Origin of the sequence: Nocardiopsis sp. TSRI0078, assembly GCF_001905145.1 — a bacterium.
Taxonomy (GTDB): Bacteria; Actinomycetota; Actinomycetes; order Streptosporangiales; family Streptosporangiaceae; genus Nocardiopsis.
Window position 1 is genome coordinate 58,167 of sequence record NZ_LWLB01000002.1, and the last position, 16,679, is coordinate 74,845.

At 72.5% G+C, this 16,679-nt stretch carries 18 protein-coding genes and 1 pseudogene; 12 read left to right on the forward strand and 7 right to left on the reverse strand.

Annotated features, from left to right (window positions below):
* Positions 1 to 14 precede the first annotated feature (14 nt).
* Positions 15 to 905, reverse strand: a complete 891-nt coding sequence (locus tag A6A08_RS29205; protein ID WP_338013114.1) for a histidine phosphatase family protein — start codon at positions 903 to 905, stop codon at positions 15 to 17.
* On the opposite strand from A6A08_RS29205, the gene A6A08_RS03900 reads away from it, so the two are divergent.
* Positions 796 to 1,341, forward strand: a complete 546-nt coding sequence (locus A6A08_RS03900) for a type 1 glutamine amidotransferase domain-containing protein (RefSeq protein WP_073701132.1) — start codon at positions 796 to 798, stop codon at positions 1,339 to 1,341. The two genes, A6A08_RS29205 and A6A08_RS03900, sit on opposite strands and share 110 nt — an antisense overlap.
* A gap of 178 nt (positions 1,342 to 1,519) precedes the next feature.
* Here the strand turns inward: A6A08_RS03900 and A6A08_RS03905 are convergent, their stop codons facing one another.
* Entirely contained in the window at positions 1,520 to 1,633 is a 114-nt protein-coding gene (locus A6A08_RS03905; protein WP_073701133.1) for a methionine/alanine import family NSS transporter small subunit, read from the reverse strand.
* Positions 1,633 to 3,192 (reverse strand): sodium-dependent transporter, encoded by a 1,560-nt coding sequence (locus tag A6A08_RS03910; RefSeq protein WP_073701134.1) that lies wholly within the window; start codon positions 3,190 to 3,192, stop codon positions 1,633 to 1,635. Before A6A08_RS03910 ends, A6A08_RS03905 begins: the two co-directional genes overlap by 1 nt.
* A 367-nt stretch (positions 3,193 to 3,559) precedes the next feature.
* Between A6A08_RS03910 and A6A08_RS03915 the strand changes: the two genes are divergently transcribed.
* From A6A08_RS03915 to A6A08_RS03940, 6 genes are all read left to right on the forward strand, one after another.
* Complete coding sequence (locus A6A08_RS03915) at positions 3,560 to 3,997, forward strand: HIT family protein (protein ID WP_073701135.1); 438 nt, start codon at positions 3,560 to 3,562, stop codon at positions 3,995 to 3,997.
* Between the two features lie 219 nt (positions 3,998 to 4,216).
* Positions 4,217 to 5,371 (forward strand): Gfo/Idh/MocA family protein, encoded by a 1,155-nt coding sequence (locus A6A08_RS03920; RefSeq protein ID WP_073701136.1) that lies wholly within the window; start codon positions 4,217 to 4,219, stop codon positions 5,369 to 5,371.
* Positions 5,368 to 6,528: a dihydrodipicolinate synthase family protein gene (locus tag A6A08_RS03925; RefSeq protein WP_073701137.1), complete on the forward strand. Its 1,161-nt coding sequence runs from the start codon at positions 5,368 to 5,370 to the stop codon at positions 6,526 to 6,528. Before A6A08_RS03920 ends, A6A08_RS03925 begins: the two co-directional genes overlap by 4 nt.
* Positions 6,525 to 7,442: a sugar phosphate isomerase/epimerase gene (locus A6A08_RS03930; protein WP_242422103.1), complete on the forward strand. Its 918-nt coding sequence runs from the start codon at positions 6,525 to 6,527 to the stop codon at positions 7,440 to 7,442. The genes A6A08_RS03925 and A6A08_RS03930 overlap by 4 nt, the downstream gene beginning before the upstream one ends.
* Before the next feature lie 68 nt (positions 7,443 to 7,510).
* The gene (locus tag A6A08_RS03935; RefSeq protein WP_073701138.1) at positions 7,511 to 8,416 is read left to right on the forward strand and encodes a 5-dehydro-4-deoxyglucarate dehydratase; all 906 of its coding nucleotides are present in this window, start codon (positions 7,511 to 7,513) and stop codon (positions 8,414 to 8,416) included.
* Between the two features lie 2 nt (positions 8,417 to 8,418).
* A complete protein-coding gene (locus A6A08_RS03940; RefSeq protein ID WP_073701139.1) occupies positions 8,419 to 9,507 on the forward strand; it encodes a mandelate racemase/muconate lactonizing enzyme family protein in 1,089 nt (362 codons plus the stop codon).
* Positions 9,508 to 9,584: 77 nt separating this feature from the next.
* Here A6A08_RS03940 and A6A08_RS03945 read toward each other — a convergent pair whose 3' ends face one another.
* A complete protein-coding gene (locus A6A08_RS03945; RefSeq protein WP_199866833.1) occupies positions 9,585 to 10,073 on the reverse strand; it encodes a helix-turn-helix domain-containing protein in 489 nt (162 codons plus the stop codon).
* A gap of 141 nt (positions 10,074 to 10,214) precedes the next feature.
* On the opposite strand from A6A08_RS03945, the gene A6A08_RS03950 reads away from it, so the two are divergent.
* The 3 genes from A6A08_RS03950 (at position 10,215) to A6A08_RS03960 (ending at position 12,341) form a co-directional block, all read left to right on the forward strand.
* A complete protein-coding gene (locus A6A08_RS03950; RefSeq protein ID WP_073701141.1) occupies positions 10,215 to 10,568 on the forward strand; it encodes a nuclear transport factor 2 family protein in 354 nt (117 codons plus the stop codon).
* Positions 10,565 to 11,413, forward strand: coding sequence for an SDR family NAD(P)-dependent oxidoreductase (locus tag A6A08_RS03955; RefSeq protein WP_242422104.1), 849 nt, complete (start codon positions 10,565 to 10,567; stop codon positions 11,411 to 11,413). The genes A6A08_RS03950 and A6A08_RS03955 overlap by 4 nt, the downstream gene beginning before the upstream one ends.
* Before the next feature lie 553 nt (positions 11,414 to 11,966).
* Complete coding sequence (locus A6A08_RS03960; protein ID WP_073701142.1) at positions 11,967 to 12,341, forward strand: DUF2784 domain-containing protein; 375 nt, start codon at positions 11,967 to 11,969, stop codon at positions 12,339 to 12,341.
* A 237-nt stretch (positions 12,342 to 12,578) separates the two neighbouring features.
* Here the strand turns inward: A6A08_RS03960 and A6A08_RS03965 are convergent.
* Both A6A08_RS03965 and A6A08_RS03970 read right to left on the reverse strand, forming a co-directional pair.
* Positions 12,579 to 13,239 (reverse strand): annotated as a pseudogene (locus tag A6A08_RS03965) (response regulator).
* A complete protein-coding gene (locus A6A08_RS03970; protein WP_073701143.1) occupies positions 13,227 to 14,405 on the reverse strand; it encodes a sensor histidine kinase in 1,179 nt (392 codons plus the stop codon). Before A6A08_RS03970 ends, A6A08_RS03965 begins: the two are co-directional and overlap by 13 nt.
* 332 nt (positions 14,406 to 14,737) lie before the next feature.
* On the opposite strand from A6A08_RS03970, the gene A6A08_RS03975 reads away from it, so the two are divergent.
* A complete protein-coding gene (locus tag A6A08_RS03975) occupies positions 14,738 to 15,157 on the forward strand; it encodes a DUF6069 family protein (protein ID WP_073701144.1) in 420 nt (139 codons plus the stop codon).
* Positions 15,158 to 15,366: 209 nt separating this feature from the next.
* On the opposite strand, the gene A6A08_RS03980 is transcribed toward A6A08_RS03975, so the two are convergent.
* On the reverse strand, positions 15,367 to 15,840 hold the full coding sequence (locus A6A08_RS03980; RefSeq protein ID WP_073701145.1) for an Rrf2 family transcriptional regulator: 474 nt from the start codon (positions 15,838 to 15,840) through the stop codon (positions 15,367 to 15,369).
* A 79-nt stretch (positions 15,841 to 15,919) separates the two neighbouring features.
* On the opposite strand from A6A08_RS03980, the gene A6A08_RS03985 reads away from it, so the two are divergent.
* Positions 15,920 to 16,675 (forward strand): SDR family oxidoreductase, encoded by a 756-nt coding sequence (locus A6A08_RS03985; RefSeq protein WP_073701146.1) that lies wholly within the window; start codon positions 15,920 to 15,922, stop codon positions 16,673 to 16,675.
* Positions 16,676 to 16,679: the final 4 nt, after the last annotated feature.

The window sequence follows — 16,679 nt, forward strand, 5'->3', positions numbered from 1 at the left end:
ACCAAGGACGGGGGTCAGGCCAGGTGGGAGGTGTCGTTGAACGCCAGGACCGTCGCGGGCCGGTCCGTGTCGTAGCGCAGGACGGTCAGGGCCGCGTTGTCCGGGGCCAGGGTCACCCACCGCCATGCGGGCGCCCCCAGTGCGGTGCACAGCAGCCAGCCGATCGGGTGGGCGTGGGTGATGACCGCCTCGCGGAGCTCCCTGTCGCCCCGGGCCGGTCCGGTGAAGCGCTCCAGTGCGCGGCGGGCCAGGCCGGGGCCCGGGAGGCGCTCGTGTTCGGGCAGCGAGTCGACGAAGTCCAGGACCGTGTCGGCGTACCGGGGCGGTATCTGCGCGCGGGTGGGCAGGTGGGGTGTGTAGTCGCCCGCCTCGGGGGCCGCGACCGGTTCGGTCCCCAGCTGTTCGGCCGCCAGGCGGGCGGTCTGGGCGGTGCGCGGGAGGGGGCCGTGGTAGAGAGGGCCTCCACATCCGCCTCGCGCAGTCTTCGGCCGAGCAGGGCGGCCTGGCGGCGGCCCTGCTCGGTGAGGGTCCCCTGGTGGTGGTCGGCCTCGGCGTGGCGGGCCAGGTACAGGTGACGGGTCGCGGGCACGGCCTCTCCTCGGGTCGGGGGTGTGTGCGGTCCGATCCCCGGCCGCCGTGCCGGGTTCGGGTTCTTGTGTACGGGTGCGCGGTCCGGCCCACCGTGTGCGGGATCCCTCGGCCGTGCGGCAGCCCATGTGAGTGGAAGGGGTCCTGCGGGTAGAGGCGCCAACGCGGCACGAAAGGGTGCCGGAAGGTCGAGCTGAGGGGGTAGCCATGGCCGACACGCTCAACGGCCGCCGGGTCGCGATCCTGGCGGCGAACGGTGTCGAGCAGGTGGAGCTCGTCAAACCGCGCGAGGCGCTGACGCAGGAGGGCGCCGACATCGACCTGGTCTCACTCGAGTCCGGGAAGATCCAGGCGATGAACGGCGACATCGAACCGGCGGACCAGTTCGCGGTGGACCGTGTGGTCTCCGAGGTCGGGGCGGGCGACTACGACGCCCTGGTGGTCCCCGGCGGGACCGTCAACCCGGACAACCTGCGCCAGGACGAGAACGCGGTGGAGTTCGTGCGCGGCTTCGTGGAGTCGGGCAAGCCCGTGGCCGCCATCTGCCACGGTCCGTGGATCCTGGTGGAGGCGGACGTGGTGCGGGGGCGCAGGGTGACCTCCTACCCCAGCCTGCGCACCGACATCCGCAACGCGGGCGGCACCACGGTGGAGGAGGAGGTGGTCACCGACCAGGGGATCACCACCAGCCGCAACCCCGACGACCTGCCCGCTTTCTGCGAGCGCATCGTGCGGGAGTTCGCCGCGAAGTAGGGCGTGTTCCCCGGACCGGGCGGAGTCACGACCGCGGTCCGGGAGGCGGCAGGGGCCCCGGGTCACCAGGCCCGGGGCCCCTGCCCTCGCGTGCGGGGCCGTGGACGCGAGCGGGGCGGTGGACACCGTGCCAGGTGTCCACCGCCCCGTGTTCCGTCCGCGTCCGCGGTGCCCCGGACTACTCGGAGCCGGGCTCCTCGGGGTGGCGGCGCAGGTGCATGACGGCCGCGACGAGGCCGCCCCACAGCAGGACGATGGAGACGACCATCATGACGATCGCGCTGGTGGACATCAGCGGTCTCCTTCCTTCTTCGTGGTCTCGGCGCCCGTGGCCGTGAGGTTCCGGGCGTCCTGGGCGGCCAGCTCGTCAGCCCGCTTCCAGGGCAGGACCGACAGGACGATGCCGAAGACGATCGCGCCGATGGCCACGCCCCATCCGGCGGTGAGCAGGAACTCGAAGGGGTAGCCGCCGTAGTCCTCGGCCAGCTCCGTGCGCAGGCTGTCCCACATCATGAAGCCGAGCAGGACGGGTGTGATGACGCCCAGGGCGATCTTCCACCACAGGCCGAGCCGGATGGTGGAGACCGTGTTGGCGTGGTTCTGGAACACCGGCAGCCTGCGCAGGGCCCATCCGAACACGAGCAGCATCACCAGGGCGGCCAGGGCGATGCCGTACTGGTTGATGAAGTGGTCGAACACGTCCAGGTAGTGCAGCCCCTGCGGTGTGGGGAAGAGCAGGATCGAGACCAGCGCGGTGAGGCCGCCCACCAGCAGCACGGCCGGGACGCGGCCCAGGCCGGTGCGGTCCCGCACGGCCGAGATGTTGACCTCCACGATGCTGATCAGCGAGCTGACTCCCGCGATGGTCAGGGAGCCGAAGAAGAGCACGCCGAACAGGGCGCCGCCGAAGGGCAGGGTGGAGATGATCTGCGGGAAGGCGACGAACGCCAGGCCGATACCGGAGGTGGCGACCTCGTCGACACCGGTGCCGGCGGTGGTGGCCATGAAGCCCAGGGCGGCGAACACGCCGATACCGGCGAGCAGCTCGAAGGAGCTGTTGGCGAAGCCCGCCGTGATCGCGGTCCCGGTCAGGTCCGTCTTGCGCCGCAGGTAGGAGGCGTAGGTGACCATGATGGCGAAGCCGATGGACAGCGAGAAGAAGATCTGCCCGTAGGCGGCCACCCACACGCTCCCGTTGAGCATGGCGCCCCAGTCGGGGGTGAACAGCGCGTCCAGGCCCGTGGCCGCTCCGTCGAGGGTGAGCGCCTGGACGACCAGGACCAGGAACAGCACCACCAGCAGCGGGATGAAGATCTTGTTGGCCTTCTCGATGCCGTTGCGGATGCCCAGCGCCAGGATCAGCAGCACCACGGCCCACACGCCGATGAGCGGCAGGGCGACTCCGGGAACATAGCCCGAGATCGCGCCCGGCGCCTCGCTCATCTGGAGGTAGTCGCCGAAGAAGAAGGCGTTGGGGGCCTCACCCCAGGACTGGCGCACGGAGAAGACCAGGTAGGCGCAGCTCCAGGCGATGATGGCCCCGTAGTAGACCGCGATCACGAAGCAGATGGCCACCTGCCACCAGCCGATGGCCTCGGCGGGCCTGGCGATGCGCCGGTAGGACAGCGGCGCGGAGGAGCGGTAGCGGTGCCCGATGCTGTATTCGAGGATCAGCAGCGGGATACCCGCGGTGATCAGGGCGACGAGGTAGGGCACCAGGAAGGCACCGCCGCCGTTCTCGTAGGCGATGTAGGGGAATCGCCAGATGTTGCCCAGGCCGACGGCGGAGCCGATCGCCGCCATCAGGAAGCCCGCGCGCGTCCCCCACTGCTCGCGAGTCTGTTGGACCATGTTCAGGTCTCCTAAATCATCCCGTAGTTCGCGATCCGCACGGTAGCAGGAGTTGGCCTGGTCAGCATCGTGGGGCGGGCCTGCTGCGCGCGGTGTCGCTTGACCATGGGCTTTTCGGTGGCTTTTGTCTTGGCTCGCACAGTGCCCCAAAGTTCCCAAGGGACACTTACCGGACACCTTCAGGCGCGCTTGCGCGTGCGCGTGGCGCCGGTGCCGAGGGCGGGGGAGGGGGCGGCGCGGAGGAGGTCCCGTGCGGCGGCGCCGCGTACCTAGGAGTGGTGGCGCGGGCGTGCCCGCTCGCCGAAAAGCGGGTGACGGCCGAGCGATGCCGTGTCACGGTGGAACTCCCCAGCGGAGGAGTCCTGCGGTGAGCGACTGCGTGTTCTGTCTGATCAGGGACGGCCGGGCCCAGGGCAGCGTCGTCTACGCCGACGACCTGGTGCTGGCCTTCATGGACCTGTATCCGGTCACGCCGGGGCACGTGCTGGTGGTGCCGCGCGAGCACCTGGTGGGGCTGGGCGAGGTCGACGACGCGCTGGGCGGGCGGTTGTGGGGGGTGGCCCGGCGTGTGGGTGAGGCCCTGCGCGCCGCCGCGCGGGGCACCGACTCTGGGAGTGTGCGCTGCGAGGGGGTCAACCTGTTCCTGGCCGACGGCGAGGCGGCGGGCCAGGAGGTCTTCCATGTGCACCTGCACGTCTTCCCGCGCTTCGCGGGCGACTCCTTCTCCGTCCAGGCGGTGTGGGAGGAGGCCGACCGCGGTGTGCTGGACGGCCACGCGGCCAGGCTGCGCTCCCTGCTGCCCTGACCCGGGCCGCCCGCGCTGACCAGCGAGGACACGCGCTCACTCGTGCACGCCCCGGGGGCCGGCCCACGCTCGGGACCCCTACGTCGGCGTCGCGTCCGGTTTCCCGCGCATCCGGTACGGACCAGTGGCGTCGTGGCTGGTCCCGGGCCCCCTCTGGTGCGAAGGAGGGGTTTGGCGTACGCTGGAAAGCGCTTTCACACGGAAGGATGGTAACAACCTATGGGTGATCACGTGCTGGGTGTCGCTATGAACGGCGTCACCGGACGCATGGGATATCGGCAGCACCTGACCCGGTCGATCCTGGCCATCCGGGAGGCGGGCGGAGTGCGCCTGCCCGACGGCTCCCGGATCATCCCCGAGCCCGTCCTGGTCGGGCGCTCCGAACGCAAACTGCGCGAGATCGCCGAACGCCACGGAATCGAGCGCTGGTCCACGGACCTGGACTCCGTACTCTCCGACGACGACGTCAAGATCTACTTCGACTCCCAGATCACACACGCCCGCGAGGCCGCCGTGCGCGCCGCCATCTCCGCGGGCAAGCACGTCTACGTCGAGAAGCCCACCGCGAGTACGCTCAGCTCCGCCCTGGAGCTGGCCAAGCTGGCCCGCGACGCGGGCGTGCGCAACGGCGTGGTCCAGGACAAGCTGTTCCTGCCCGGCCTGCTCAAACTGCGCAGGCTGGTCGACAGCGGCTTCTTCGGCCAGATCCTGTCGGTGCGCGGCGAGTTCGGCTACTGGGTCTTCGAGGGCGACTGGCAGCCCGCCCAGCGCCCGAGCTGGAACTACCGCGCCGAGGAGGGCGGCGGCATGGTGCTGGACATGTTCCCGCACTGGCACTACATCCTGGAGCACCTGTTCGGCCCGGTGCGGGCGGTCACCGCCAAGGTGGCCACCCACATCCCGCGCCGCTGGGACGAGAACGGCGAGCCCTACGAGGCCACCGCCGACGACTCCGCCTACGGCATCTTCGAGCTGGACGACGGCGTCATCGCCCAGATCAACTCCTCCTGGAACGTGCGCGTGGCGCGCGACGAGCTCGTGGAGTTCCAGGTCGACGGCACCCACGGCAGCGCCGTGGCGGGGCTGCGCTCCTGCCGCGCCCAGCACCGCTCGGCCACGCCCAAGGCGGTGTGGAACCCCGACCTGGAGGACCCGGGGCGCTACCGCGACCAGTGGGAGCCGGTGCCCGACAACGCCGAGTTCCCCAACGGATTCCGCTCCCAGTGGGAGGACTTCCTGCGCCACGTGGTCCTGGACACGCCCTTCCCGCACGACCTGCTCTCCGGGGCCCGCGGCCTGCAGATGGCCGAGGCCGGACTGCAGTCGGCGCGCACCGGGCGCACGATCGAACTGGACGAGGTCACCCTCGCATGAGCACACTCCTGCTACCCGACGCCGACGGCACCACCACCCCCTACACCCTGGTCGGCACCCCCGTAGAAACCTCACCGCTGCCCCCCGCGCGCTCGCGCACCGCCTATGCGGCGGCCCACGTGGTCGCCGACCCCCTCGCCCCCAACGCCCCGGGAGCGCCCGCCCGCCTGGACTGGGACGCCACCCTGGCCTTTCGCCACCACCTGTGGGACCAGGGGCTCGGCGTGGCCGACGCCATGGACACCGCCCAGCGCGGCATGGGCCTGGACTGGGCGGCCACGGCCGAGCTGATCCGCAGGTCGGGGGCGGAGGCCGCCGCGCGCGGCGCCGCCCTGGCCTGCGGTGTGGGCACCGATCAGCTCGAGCCTTCGCACGCCGATCTGGAAAGCGTTATCACCGCGTACGGGGAACAGCTCGACGTCGTCCAGGACGCCGGTGCCACCCCCATCCTGATGGCCTCCCGTGCCCTGGCCGCCGTCGCCTCCGGCCCCGACGACTACGCCAAGGTCTACGGCCGCCTGCTGCGCCAGGCCGACCAGCCGGTCATCCTGCACTGGCTGGGCACCGCCTTCGACCCGGCCCTGGCCGGGTACTGGGGGTACGCCGACCCGGCCGAGGCGATCGAGCCGGTGGCCGCCCTCATCGCCGAGCACGCGGCGAAGGTGGAGGGCATCAAGGTCTCCCTGCTCGACGCCTCCCTGGAGGTGCGGCTGCGCCGCCTGCTTCCCGAGGGGGTGCGCCTGTACACCGGGGACGACTTCAACTACCCGGACCTGGTCCTGGGCGACGAGCACGGCCACTCCCACGCCCTGCTGGGCGTCTTCGCCGCCATCGCCCCGGCCGCCGCCCGCGCGCTGGCGGCCCTGGACGAGGGCGACACCGGGCGCTACCGGGCCCTGATGGATCCCACGGTCCCCCTGGCCCGGCACCTGTTCACCGCGCCCACCTTCTACTACAAGACCGGTATCACCTTCCTGGCCTGGCTCAACGGCCACCAGAAGGGTTTCCACATGGTGGGCGGGCTGCACAGCGCCCGCGACCTGCCCCACCTGGCCCAGGCGGTGCGCCTGGCCGACACCGCCGGAGCCCTGAGCGACCCCGACCTGGCGGCGGCACGGATGCGGGCGCTTCTCGAGGTCTCGGGGGTGCGGCAGTGAGTACGATTCCCGACGACGCCACGGCGGCCGTGCCCACGGTGGTGGACGTGCCCTCCGGCCTGCCCGCGGCGGTACCCACCCCCCGGCCCGGTGACCCCCGGCTGTCACGGCTCTCGCTCAACCAGGCCACCGTCAAGTACTGGAGCCTGGTCCAGGCCCTGGACGGCTGCCTGCGCGCGGGGCTGCCCGCCATCGGCGTGTGGCGCGAGCCGGTCGCCGAGGTCGGCCTGGCCCGGGCCGCGCACCTGGTCCGCGAGAGCGGGCTGCGCGTGTCCTCCTACTGCCGTGCCGGATTCCTGACCGACTCCGACAGGGCCGCGGCGCTGGACGACAACCGGCGGGCGATCGACGAGGCCGCCGAGTTGGGCGCGCCCTGCCTGGTCATGGTCGTGGGCGGTATGCCCGAGGGCGACCGCGACCTGGTCGGGATCCGCGCGCGCGTGGCGGACACGCTCGCCGAACTGGTCCCCTACGCCGCCGAGCGCGGGGTCCGGCTCGCCCTGGAGGCCCTGCACCCGATGTTCTGCGCCGACCGTGCGGTGCTCTCCACGCTGGGCCAGGCGCTGGACATGGCCGAGCGCTTCGACGCCGCCGCCGTCGGCGTGGTGGTGGACGCCTACCACGTGTGGTGGGACCCCCAGGTGTGGGAGCAGATCGCCCGCGCCGGGGCGGGCGGGCGCATCGCCTCCTTCCAGGCCTGCGACTGGGAGCTGCCCATCCCCTCCGACGCCCTGTTGGGCCGGGGCATGGTCGGCGACGGCCACGCCGACGTGGGCGCCCTGCGCCGCGCGGTGGACGCCGCGGGCTATGACGGCGACATCGAGGTGGAGATCTTCAACAAGCGGGTCTGGGAGGCCGACGGCGACGACGTCATCGCCACCGTGGCCCGCCGTCACGTCCAGCACGTCCTGTGAGGTCGTCCGGGGTCGGCCGGGGCGCACCGAGCCCCCGGCCGGCCCCGGCAAGGAGCACGAGGAGCAGTATGAACTTCGACGGAATCCTGTTCTTTCCCCTGACCCCCTTCGATTCCGGGGGAGGGGTGAACGAGGCCGTGCTGGCGGAGCACGTCGCCTCGGGTGTGGAGCACGGCACGGGCGGGGTCTTCGCGGCCTGCGGCACCGGTGAGGTGCACGCCCTGTCGGCCGCCGAGCACGCCGCCGTGGTGCGGCGGTCGGTGGAGGTCACCGCGGGCCGTGTGCCGGTGGTCGCCGGTGCGGGCGGCAGCGTGGGTACCGCCATCGAGCAGGCCCGTGCGGCCAGGGAGCTGGGCGCGGACGCGGTTCTGCTGCTGCCGCCCTACCTGGTGGGCGCCCCGCAGCGGGGGCTGGTGGAGTACGTGCGCACGGTGACCTCGGCCGTGGACATCCCGGTGGTGGTCTACCAGCGCGGTTCGATGGTCTTCACCCCCCAGAGCGCGGCGGAGCTGGCCGCGATCCCCACGGTGGTGGGTATCAAGGACGGGGTCGGGGACCTGGGGCGGATGCACCAGATCGTGCTGGCGGTGCGTGAGGTGCGCGGTGAGGAGTTCACCTTCTTCAACGGGTTGCCCACGGCCGAGCTGACCGTGCCCGCCTACCGTGCGGTGGGGGTGCCGCTGTACTCCTCGGCGGCGTTCGCGTTCGTTCCCGAGGTCGCCAACGCCTTCTACACCGCCTTCCACGCCGGTGACCCGCTGGCCGAGACCCTGGTGCGCGAGTTCTTCGAGCCGCTGGTGCGTCTGCGCGACCGGGTGCCGGGGTATGCGGTGTCGCTGGTCAAGGCGGGCGCCCGGCTGCGCGGGATGGACATGGGCGGGGTGCGGGCCCCGTTCGTGGACCCCACCGCGGAGGAGGAGAGCGCCCTGGGCGAGCTGATCGAGACCGGTCTGTCCCTGGTCAAGGGAGCCTGAGCGTGCGTGTCACCGAGGTGGGCGCCCGCGCCTTCCGGCTGCCGCTGCACCGGTCCTGGGACGGCGGTGTGGACCGCAACGACGTCGTGGTGGTGCGGGTGGCCACCGACGCCGGCCTGGTCGGCACGGGTTTCTCGTGGACCCCGCTGATCGGGGCCCGGGCGGTGGCCGCCCTGGTCAACGACGACATCCGGCCCGCGCTGGTGGGCCGGCGGGCCCATCCGGCCCTGTGGGACGAGCTGCGCTGGCATCTGCGTGAGGCGGGTACCAGCGGGCTCACCCTGATGGCGCTGGCCGGGGTGGACATCGCCCTGTGGGACCTGGGTGCCCGTGCGGCGGGGATGAGCCTGGTGGACCTGGTGGGGCGGCGCCGGGAGTCGGTGCCCGCCTACGGCAGCGGGGTGAACCTGGACTATCCCCTGGAGGACCTGCTGGAGCAGGTGCGCGGGTGGGTGGAGGCCGGGCACTCGGCGGTCAAGATGAAGGTGGGCTCGTCCGACCCGGCCCGCGACGTGGAGCGGGTGGGGGCGGTGCGCGAGCTGCTGGGGCCCGAGCGTCTGCTGATGGTGGACGCCAACCAGCGCTGGGACGTGCCGCGGGCGGTGCGTGCGCTGGAGGCGTTGGAGGAGTTCGACCCGCACTTCGTGGAGGAGCCGCTTCCCGCGGAGGACCTGCGGGCACACGCCCGGCTGCGTGAGCGCACACGGGTCCCGTTCGCGATCGGGGAGAACCTGCGCACGGTCGAGGAGTTCGAGCGGGCCGTGGAGTCGGGGGTGTGCGACGTCGCCCAGCCCAACGTGGTGCGGGTCGGCGGTATCACTCCGTTCCTGCGGATCGCGGAGTCGATGGCGCGCCGGGGTGTGCCGGTGGCTCCGCACCTGTTGCCCGAGCTGTCGGGGCAGTTGGCGCTGTGTCTGCCCCGGGTGGCCATGGTCGAGGACATCGACCGGGCCTCCTTCGCCGCGCTGGGCGCGTTGGCCCGCCCCAGCGGGGTGGAGTTCGACCGGGGTCAGGTACGCGCCGAGACCGGGCACGGCCACGGCCTGGTGTTCGCCGACACGCTCACGCCGGTCGCGGACGCTTCCCCCTAGCACCGGGTGCGCGACCGGCGGGCCGGGACACCTCGTGGCGGGGGTGTCCCGGCCCCGTCGTGCGTGGGCGGGGCCGCTTATTCGTCAGGTGTGTAGCGTTCCCTCATCTCCGGCCCGGCGGCCGGTCCTGCGGTGAAGACGTAGGTGTCCGCGTCGTCCAGGCGCCGCCCGGTCACCGCGTCGACCACGATCGGTTCGACCTCCTCGCGGCTCTTCGCGTCCACCAGGATCATGCGGCGTTCCTCGGGGGCCAGCCGGGAGTTTCCCCAGGCGGCCAGGGTGACGACGACCGGGCGCAGCGAGCGGCCCAGTTCGGTGAGCACGTACTCGTGGCGAACGGGTCTGCTCTGGTAGGGCCGCCGCTCCAGGAAGCCGTCCGAGACCAGCCTCCTGAGCCGTCCGGTGAGCATGCTGGACGAGATGCCGAGGTTCCGCTGAAACTCGTCGAAGCGCGTGTAGCCGTCGAAGACGTCGTGCAGCAGCAGGAGCGTCCACCAGTCGCCGACGTACTCGATCGCCGTCGACAGCGGGCACTCGCGGTCCTCCCGGCGTATCCGACCGGTCACGGCACTCTCCTCCATAGTTGCTGCTAATATCGAAGCAAGTAACTTCCATTTTAGAAGTAACTTTGGGGTGGTCACTCCCATGACCACGTTCCGGGATGGCGCGGCCGACGAGCCGCTCACTCCCGTAATTCGGAGGATCTCATGACCAACACCCGAGCCGTCGACCTCGATCGTCTCCCCGAGACCGTCACGGCCTACCTGACCGCGCACAACGCGCGCGACGCGGCGACTGCGGCGTCCTTCTTCGCCACCGACGCCACCGTCGTCGATGACGGGCGCACCCACAAGGGCATCGGTGCCATCACCCGCTGGGCGAAGGAGGCCGGGAACGCGTTCACCTACACGGCCGTGCCGATCCGCGCCGAGACCGGCGGCGAGGACCGGTACACCGTCGTCCAGCACCTTGAGGGGGACTTTCCCGGAGGGGAGATCGACCTGCGCCACCATTTCACCCTCAGGGAGGGGTGCATCGCAAGACTGGTGATCGAGCCGTGAACGCCGCCACCTGGTTCATCACGGGAGGCACCCCGGGCGGGTTCGGTATGGCCTACGCCGAAGCCGTGCTCGCCCGGGGAGGCCGGGTCGCCCTGACCGTGCGCCGCCCCGAGGAACTCGGCGCCTGGGCGGAGGAGCACGACGGCGACACGCTCGTCCTACCGCTCGACGTCACCGAACCGGACGGTGTGCGCGCCGCCGTGGCCACTGCCGAGGAACACTTCGGCGGCATCGACGTCCTGGTCAACAATGCGGGACGCGGCTGGTACGGATCAATCGAGGGGATGGACGAGGCCGCCGTGCGGCGCACCTTCGAGGTCAACTTCTTCTCCGTCCTGCACGTCACCCGTGCCGTCCTCCCGGGCATGCGCTCCAGGGGAGGCGGGTGGATCGTCAACATGTCGTCGGTCGCAGGACTGGTCGGAACGCCCGGATTCGGCTTCTACACGGCGGCCAAGTTCGCCCTGGAAGGAATGACGGAGGTCCTCCGCCGCGAGACGGAGCCCTTCGGCATCCGGGTGATGGCGGTCGAGCCCGGAGCGTTCCGTACCCGGGCCTACGCCGGATTCGCCGACGAGCCCGTCCGAGAGGCACTGACCGCCTACCTGCCCATGCTGGAGGAGTTGCGCGCCGCCATGGTCTCCCAGGACGGCGTCCAGCCGGGTGATCCGGAGCGCGGGGTGCAGGCCGTTCTCGCCGCCATGGAGAGGCGGGAGCCGCCGCACCGCCTGGTCCTGGGCGCGGAGGGCTACGAGGCGGTCGCCGCGCGCTGGGAGGAGTCCTTGGTCGCGCTCCGCGCCGACGAGGCCCTCTCCAGGGGAGCCGACTTCCCGCCGGGCGGATGACCCCGGCCTCCCGTGCCCCAGACGGCCGCCGACCCCACGAGGGGAGTGTCCGGGGAAACCGGAATAGGACCTGACGCTGAGCGCGGTTCTTCGTTCCAACGCCAGCCGAGCGACCAGACCGAGAAGACGGAAGGTGGCCATGCCCTCGCCAAGAGGACCGTGGGCTGCCACCGCGCCGAGTGCTGCTCGGTCCTCCTGGGTGACCGGCGAGGCTGTGACCCGCGGCAGCCCTCGCGCTTCCCGGCATGACAGGGCCGGGGCGTCATCAGTGGACCTTTCCGCCCGCTGGTGCCCGGCCGTGCTCTTGGACCGGACCGTCACCGTGACTGCCCTCGCCGTTCCGCGTCCCGAGTCGGTTGGGCCGGGACGTCCAGTGACGGTGGCGTCCCGGCCCTGTCAGGCGCAGGAGTACTCAGCGGGACCGGGTGCGCGACCGGCGGGCCGGGACACCTCGTGGCGGGGGTGCCCCGGCCCCGTCGTGAGTACGGGTACTCAGGCGGTGTGGGTGCGGGTACCGATGTGCGCGGGACGGGCGCGCTCCTAGGTTCGGGGTATGGTCTCCCTCCTCGGACACACCGCGATGGTCCTGCACTTCTGCTTCCTCTGCTTCGTCGTCTTCGGCGGTTTCCTGGCCTGGCGCCGGCCCCGGCTGTTCTGGGTGCACCTGGGGGTGGCCGCCTACGCCCTGGGCATCGTGGTCATCGACTGGCCGTGTCTGCTGACCGAGGTCGAGAACTGGTCGCGGCTGGAGACCGGGCGTGCGGTGATGGAGCACGGTTTCATCGACTTCTACCTGACCGGGAACCTCTATCCGCCCGAGCACCTGCTGACCTCGCGCCTGGTCATGGCGGCGGTCGTGGCGGTCTCCTGGGCGGGCGCGGGGTGGCTGCGCCTGCGGCGGCGCCTTCCGGAGCGGGCCCGGGTGTGAGCCCCGGGCCCGGGGCGCTGGGCGGGCTGTGGCCCGGGGCCGTGCCGCGGCTACCTCCCGTTTCCCGGACGGTGTGCTCCGGCATCCCGTGGCACGGCACGAAGGAACGCTCCCCCGTCTCGTCGACCGTGTTGGCCCGCTGTCACCGTCCGTCGCGGGGTTTGGCCGTAAACGCCCACTCCCGGAGCCCGTGGGGGGCCTTCCGGAGGACCTGGCGCCGGGGCGGACCCGGCGGGCTCAGGTCAGTCCGGCGTCGTGGGCCAGCAGCGCGATCTGGGTGCGGTTGTCCAGGCCGAGCTTGGTCAGGGCGTTGGAGACGTGGGCCTTGACCGTGGCCACGCTCATGTACAGCTGCGCGGCGATCTCGGCGTTGCTGTGGCCCCTGGCCACGGCGAGGGCCACCTCGTGCTCGCGGGGGCTGAGCCGGGCCAGGGACGTGCGTGCACGCTGGTGCGCCGGCCTGGACGGCGGTGCGCTCCATCAGGCGCCGGGTGATGGACGCGGACAGGATGGGCTCCCCGGCGGCCACCCGCAGGACCGCGTCCACGATCCGTGCGGGCGGGGTGTCCTTGAGCAGGAAGCCGCTGGCGCCGGCGCGCAGGGCGTAGAGGATGTTCTCGTCGGTGTCGAAGGTGGTGAGCACGACGACCTCGGGCGGGGGCGTGCGCGCACGCAGCCTGCGGGTGGCGGTGATGCCGTCCACGCGGGGCATGCGCAGGTCCATCAGGACCACGTCGGGGGAGTGGGTGTCGGCCGCGGCCAGGACCTCGTCGCCGTCGGTGGCCTCGCCGACCACGGTGATGCCGTGGACTCCGTCGAGCATCATGGTCAGTCCGCCGCGGACGAGGGCGTCGTCGTCGACGATGAGGACGCGCGGCGGACGATTCATGCCGGCCATGGTAGCCAGGCCCGCAGGTGGAAGCCCTCCCGGGTGCGCTCGTGGTCGAGCCGTCCCCCGGCCAGGCGCACCCGCTCGGTCAGGCCGACCAGCCCGGTCCCGCCGCCCGGTGTCGGGGGAGCCGGCTCCCCGGCGGGGGCCGCCCCGCCGGAGTCCGGGACGGGGTTGAGCAGGTCGATCACCAGGCCCTCTCCAGGGCCGCCTTCCACGCGCACGCGTACCGGCTGGCCGGGAGCGTGCTTGCGGGCGTTGGTCAGACCCTCCTGGACCAGCCGGTAGGCGGTGCGGCCGGTGGCGGCGGGCAGGGCCTCGGGTGTGGCCACCGTGTCGTCGAGGTCCACGTGCTCTCCGGCGGCGCGCGCCTCCTCCAGCAGCCGGGGCAGGTCGGTCAGGACCGGCTGCGGGCGCCCCTCGTCCGCGGCGTCCTCCTCGCGCAGCACGCCGATCACCTCGCGCAGCTCCTCCAGGGCCTGGTGGACGCCGGTGCGCACCACTCCGGCGGCGCGGGAGAGCTGCTCGGGCGGGGCGTCGGGCCGGTACTCCAGCGCCCCGGCGTAGGTGGCCAGCAGGGACAGCCGGTGGGCGAGCACGTCGTGCATCTCGCGGGCGATGCGGGTGCGCTCCAGCATCCGCGCCTCGGCCACCCGGCGGCCCTGTTCGGCCTCGGCCCGCAGGGCGCGCTCGCGCAGGGACATCACCAGCGCGCAGCGGGCCCGGGTCAGGGCGCCCCAGCCGACCAGCGCGCCGGACACGGCGGTGACCAGGGCCAGCCACCAGGCGTAGGAGATGTCGGCGCTGGGTTGGAGCAGTCCCTGGAGCGCGTGTGCGGCGACCGCCGCCGCGGCGACCGCGGCGGCCGTGGGGAAGGCGCGCCGCTGGGCGACCTGGAGCACGCCCAGCGCGGCCGCCGGGGTGGCGGCGGGGGAGAGGGCGGCGAGTACGGCCGGGCCCAGCGCGCCGGGGGCCGGCCACCGCAGCATGGCGGGGGAGAGCGCGCAGGCCAAGACTCCGATGCCCAGGTCCAGCCACCGCGACCAGGAGTCGGCGTGCTGGTCCCAGCGCGCCCAGACCGTCGCCGCGACCTGGACGCCGACCACGGCGACCACCGCGGTCACGGCCCGGGGGGAGCCCCAGCGCGCGGAACGGGTGTCCATCGGGCTTCGCACCCGGTCAGCCTAGACCCGGGCGGACCGGGGCCGACACCGACCAAAGTCGGAGTCCGCCTTGTCCGGGGTCGGTACCCGGACGGCCCCGGGGCCGATGCGGCGGCCCCGGCGTGAGGGGGAGGGTGGGCGTGGGACGCCCGGGGGCCGGTGCTCCGAACCGCCCGGCCGCGGTGTCCCCCGGCAGCGGTGGGGCGCGGGTTCCCGCACCGACCCGGTATCCGTGGGGCGGTTCGCCCCGCCGGGCCGTGCGCGGGAGGGATGTGCACTCCCGTGCTCCGCGTGCGGCCGCACCCGCTTTGCGACACGACACCGACGACGGCGAGGAAGCTCCCATGACCACCACGGCCCCTGTCACTTCCGGCACCTCCTCCCGGCCCACCGCGCGGCGGGCCCTGACCGTGGCCGCCGCGGTGCTCGCGCCCCTGTTCCTGTGGGCCCTGACCGTTCCGTTGGCGGGGGTGGAGCTGACGGCCCTCCCCGGCGGAGAGCCCCGGGCCGTGGGGCCCGTGGCCGTCGCCGTGGCGGGTCTGGTCTTCGGTCTGGCCGCCTGGGCGCTGCTGGCGGTCCTGGAGCGCACCGTGCGGCGGCCCGGCAGGGTGTGGACGGTCGTCGCCTTCAGCGTGCTCGTGCTGTCCCTGGCCGGACCGGTCACCAGCGGTGCCGAGCCGGCGGCCGTGCTGGTGCTGGCGGGGATGCACGTCCTGGTCGGGGCGGTGCTGATCCTGGGTCTGGGCCGTTCGTCCCGCTCCTGAACGCCCCGCCGCCACGGTCCGGGCCGGGAGGGGAGGGGAGGGGAGGCGTTCGCGGTACCGGGGACGCCGACCAGGAGCGGTCCTCGGCTCCCCGGCTCTCCCGTCTCGGCGATCCGACGCCGATGCGGGGCGGGTGTCTCCCAGCGGTGCCGCCGAGCGTGTGCGGGCGGGACGGCTCGCCGGACCCGCCGGATCCGCCGGCCCCGAGGCTACCCCGTCTCCGACATGCGCCGCCGGGTGCGGGAGGGCGCCGACGCGGGCAGTGTGGCGAGGACGTCGGCGACGGTGGTCCCGGCGAGGCTGTGCCGCCACGCCTGGTGCGCCTCGGCCATCTTCTCCGCGAGGACGCAGGTACGGCGGCACTCCTCGGGGGGCAGGGCTCCTTGCCCCTGTTGGCGGATCTCGCGACACTCGTACGGCGGGGACGCGCCGTCGACGGCCTCGACGATCTGCAGGAGCGTGATCTCGGAGGCGGGTCGCGCGAGTTGGAACCCTCCGCGCGGGCCCGTGGTCGCGGCCAGCAGTCCGGCTCTGACGAGCTGCTTCAACTGCTTGGTGAGATAGGCCGCCGGCAGGTCGTAGTACTGGGCGAGCTGCGCCGCCGAAGCGCTGGTTCCCGGGTCGAGCTGTGCCAGCGTCGTGGTGCAGTGCAGAACCCATTCCGTGCTCACAGGTAGTTTCACGGCTTCGATCCTATCGAAGATATTACGGATCTATTTAGTCCTTGATAGGGTTCGTGCGGCAACGAGAGAGGAGATCATCATGCGGATCGCGGTTGCCGGAGCGACCGGGAACATCGGAACCCTCACGGTCGCAGCCCTCGAACGGGAGGGGCACGAGGTCGTGCGCATCAGCCGTTCGCTCGGCGTGGACCTGTCCACGGGCGACGGGCTCGACACCGCCCTGTCCGGTGTCGACGCGGTCGTCGACGCCACCAACGGCCCCGTGACCGACAGGGAGCGCACGACGGCCTATCTCAGCACCACCACACGGAACCTGCTCGCCGCCGAGGAGCGGGCAGGCGTCCGGCACCACGTGCTGCTCTCGATCGTCGGGATCCACCGCGTGGAGGGCAACGCCCACTACGCCGGCAAGCGGGAGCAGGAGCGTCTCGTGGCCGCGGGACCGGTGCCGTGGACGATCGTCCCGGCCACACAGTTCCACGACTTCGCCGCGATGGTGGCGGGCTGGACCGAGCGGGACGGGGCCGCCACGATCGCACCGCTGCTCGTGCAGCCGGTCGCCCCCGCGGACGTGGCCGACGTCCTCGCCGAGATCGCGGCGGGCGAGCCGCGGGGGCGTTACGCCGATGTCGCCGGACCCGAGACGCAGGACCTGGTGGACATGGCCCGACGCACCAACGAAGCGCGCGGTCGCGCGGTGAGGCTCGTGCCGACCTGGTCGACGGCCCTCGGCCCGGAGATGGCCGGAGACGTACTCCTGCCGGGCGAGGGCGCCCGCATCGCACCGACCACCTTCGACGAGTGGCTGGAGGCTCTCTTGGGTCGTGGGGAGTGACGGG

Bases quoted from the DNA above. Each gene is read 5' to 3' on its own strand.
- A6A08_RS03900 (WP_073701132.1), top strand. From the start codon at position 796: ATGGCCGACACGCTCAACGGCCGCCGGGTCGCGATCCTGGCGGCGAAC.
- A6A08_RS03950 (WP_073701141.1), top strand. From the start codon at position 10,215: ATGACCAACACCCGAGCCGTCGACCTCGATCGTCTCCCCGAGACCGTC.
- A6A08_RS03925 (WP_073701137.1), top strand. From the start codon at position 5,368: ATGAGCACACTCCTGCTACCCGACGCCGACGGCACCACCACCCCCTAC.
- A6A08_RS03905 (WP_073701133.1), bottom strand. From the start codon at position 1,633: ATGTCCACCAGCGCGATCGTCATGATGGTCGTCTCCATCGTCCTGCTG.
- A6A08_RS03920 (WP_073701136.1), top strand. From the start codon at position 4,217: ATGGGTGATCACGTGCTGGGTGTCGCTATGAACGGCGTCACCGGACGC.
- A6A08_RS03975 (WP_073701144.1), top strand. From the start codon at position 14,738: ATGACCACCACGGCCCCTGTCACTTCCGGCACCTCCTCCCGGCCCACC.
- A6A08_RS03935 (WP_073701138.1), top strand. From the start codon at position 7,511: ATGAACTTCGACGGAATCCTGTTCTTTCCCCTGACCCCCTTCGATTCC.
- A6A08_RS29205 (WP_338013114.1), bottom strand. From the start codon at position 905: ATGTCGGCGCCCTCCTGCGTCAGCGCCTCGCGCGGTTTGACGAGCTCC.
- A6A08_RS03910 (WP_073701134.1), bottom strand. From the start codon at position 3,192: ATGGTCCAACAGACTCGCGAGCAGTGGGGGACGCGCGCGGGCTTCCTG.
- A6A08_RS03985 (WP_073701146.1), top strand. From the start codon at position 15,920: ATGCGGATCGCGGTTGCCGGAGCGACCGGGAACATCGGAACCCTCACG.
- A6A08_RS03960 (WP_073701142.1), top strand. From the start codon at position 11,967: ATGGTCTCCCTCCTCGGACACACCGCGATGGTCCTGCACTTCTGCTTC.